Raw genomic sequence first — 1,977 nt, forward strand, 5'->3', positions numbered from 1 at the left:
GTCCGAATCCAGTCAGCCCCGAAGGCGTCATCGGACGAAAGGCGAAGGGCACGGACCCTTCGCCTTTTTAAGCGTTTACGCGCCGATTACGATCGGCCTTGCCAGAGGCGGGACGGCGGCGCTTGCAGGCGCGATACCGGCTTCGAACTCAGGACGGAAGTATTTGATGGCACTGCCCAACGGCTCCACGGCACCCGGTGCGTGAGCACAGAAGGTCTTGCCTGGGCCGAGGAAGCCGACCAGACCCAGCAGGGTCTCGATGTCGCCTGGCTGACCACGGCCTTCTTCGATGGCCATCAAGAGCTTGACGCTCCATGGCAGACCATCACGGCACGGGGTGCAGAAGCCGCAGGACTCGCGGGCGAAAAACTGCTCCATGTTGCGCAGCAGGGAGACCATGTTGACGCTGTCGTCCACCGCCATCGCCAGGCCGGTACCCATCCGGGTACCCACTTTGGCGATGCCGCCGGCGTACATTTGTGCGTCGAGGTGTTCCGGCAACAGGAAACCGGTACCGGCGCCACCTGGCTGCCAAGCCTTGAGCTTGTAACCGTCGCGCATGCCGCCGGCGTAGTCTTCGAACAGCTCGCGACCGGTGACGCCGAATGGCAGCTCCCACAGGCCCGGATTCTTGACCTTGCCGGAGAAGCCCATGAGCTTGGTGCCCATGTCTTCGCTGCCTTCGCGAGCCAACGATTTGTACCAGTCAACGCCGTCGGCAATGATCGCTGGCACGTTGCACAGGGTTTCGACGTTGTTCACGCAGGTCGGCTTGCCCCACACGCCGACAGCGGCAGGGAAGGGCGGCTTGGAGCGCGGGTTGGCGCGGCGGCCTTCGAGGGAGTTGATCAGTGCGGTTTCTTCACCGCAGATGTAACGCCCGGCGCCGGTGTGGACGAACAGCTCGAAATCGAAACCGCTGCCCAGAATGTTCTTGCCCAGCAGGCCTGCAGCCTTGGCTTCTTCCACGGCACGGTTGAGGTGCTTGGCGGCGGTGGTGTACTCGCCACGCAGGAAGATGTAGCCACGGTAGGTTTTCAGTGCGCGGGCACTGATCAGCATGCCTTCGATCAGCAGATGGGGCAGTTGCTCCATCAGCATGCGGTCTTTCCAGGTGTTCGGTTCCATTTCATCCGCGTTGCACAGCAGATAGCGGATGTTGATGGACTCGTCCTTGGGCATCAGGCCCCACTTCACGCCAGTGGGGAAGCCTGCACCGCCGCGACCTTTGAGGCCGGCGTCTTTCACGGTCTGGACGATGTCGTCCTGAGCCATGTCGGCGAAGGCTTTGCGCGCAGCGGCGTAACCGTTCTTGGCCTGGTATTCGTCGAGCCACACGGCTTCGCCGTCGTCACGCAGACGCCAGGTCAGCGGGTGAGTCTCGGCCGAACGCTTGATGCGGTTGGCAGGACCGAAAGATGTCAGGGTCATACGTAGCCCTCGAGCAGTTTGGCCACGCCGGCAGGCTGCACGTCGCCAAAGGTGTCGTCGTCGATCATCAGCGCCGGTGCCTTGTCGCAGTTGCCGAGGCAGCAGACAGGCAGCAGGGTGAAACGACCGTCGGCGGTGGTCTGACCCAGGCCGATGCCCAGATTGTTCTGGATTTCGCTGACCACCGACTCGTGGCCGCCGATGTAGCAGACCATGCTGTCGCAGACGCGAATGATGTGACGGCCGACCGGCTGACGGAAGATCTGGCTGTAGAACGTCGCCACGCCTTCAACGTCGCTGGCCGGAATGCCGAGGATCTCGCCGATCGCGTACAAGGCGCCATCCGGCACCCAGCCGCGTTCTTTCTGAACAATCTTCAGGGCTTCGATCGACGCCGCGCGCGGGTCTTCGTAGTGATGCAGCTCGTGCTCGATGGCCGAGCGCTCGGTTTCACTCAAGGTGAAACGGTCTGTCTGGATAAGCGTGCTGTTCATTCTTAGCGGTCCACGTCGGCCATAACGAAGTCGAAAATACCCAGGTACGCAA

The 1,977-nt window shown here is 62.2% G+C and carries 2 protein-coding genes; both read right to left on the reverse strand.

What is annotated here, in order from left to right; all coding sequences use genetic code 11:
• Positions 1-75 precede the first annotated feature (75 nt).
• Entirely contained in the window at positions 76-1,431 is a 1,356-nt protein-coding gene (gene nuoF, locus ACIOUG_RS27000) for an NADH-quinone oxidoreductase subunit NuoF (protein WP_041073222.1), read from the reverse strand.
• The gene (gene nuoE, locus ACIOUG_RS27005; RefSeq protein ID WP_003223804.1) at positions 1,428-1,925 is read right to left on the reverse strand and encodes an NADH-quinone oxidoreductase subunit NuoE; all 498 of its coding nucleotides are present in this window, start codon (positions 1,923-1,925) and stop codon (positions 1,428-1,430) included. The genes nuoF and nuoE overlap by 4 nt, the downstream gene beginning before the upstream one ends.
• Between the last annotated feature and the right edge of the window lie 52 nt (positions 1,926-1,977).

This window comes from Pseudomonas sp. NPDC087803 (assembly GCF_044742995.1).
Lineage (GTDB): Bacteria > Pseudomonadota > Gammaproteobacteria > Pseudomonadales > Pseudomonadaceae > Aquipseudomonas.

What these genes read in the sequence shown, in the direction of transcription:
- nuoE (WP_003223804.1), bottom strand. Translation starts at nt 1,925, where the DNA reads ATGAACAGCACGCTTATCCAGACAGACCGTTTCACCTTGAGTGAAACC.
- nuoF (WP_041073222.1), bottom strand. Translation starts at nt 1,431, where the DNA reads ATGACCCTGACATCTTTCGGTCCTGCCAACCGCATCAAGCGTTCGGCC.